The sequence below is a fragment of the Paraburkholderia sp. BR10923 genome, assembly GCF_040948765.1.
Classification (GTDB): domain Bacteria; phylum Pseudomonadota; class Gammaproteobacteria; order Burkholderiales; family Burkholderiaceae; genus Paraburkholderia; species Paraburkholderia youngii.
Genome location: NZ_JBFPKO010000200.1, coordinates 1 through 280, shown reverse-complemented (window position 1 = coordinate 280; position 280 = coordinate 1). Strand labels below are relative to the sequence as shown.

Annotated in this window: 1 protein-coding gene; it reads right to left on the bottom strand. The window is 68.9% G+C overall.

Annotated features, from left to right (window positions below; translation table 11 throughout):
* On the bottom strand, positions 1-280 hold a 280-nt coding region (locus AB3X94_RS42105; RefSeq protein WP_368614498.1), incomplete at both ends, for an AMP-binding protein.

Sequence of the window (280 nt, the reverse complement as noted above, 5' to 3'; positions counted from 1 at the left end):
GCGCCCCCCGCCTTCAGGATCGCCAGCAGCCCCACCACCATCGCCGCGCTGCGCTCCACGCAGATCCCCACCGGCTGATCCGGCCTGACTCCGAGTGCGATCAGATGGTGCGCCAGCCGGTTGGCCCGCGCATTGAGCTCGCCATAGCTCAGTCTCTCGTTCTCATGCACCAGCGCCACCGCCTCCGGTGCCCGCCGCACCTGCGCCTCGAACAGCTCATGGATGCACCGCTCCGACGGATACGCCGCCTCCGTGCGGTTCAGCTCCTCCAGCAGATACC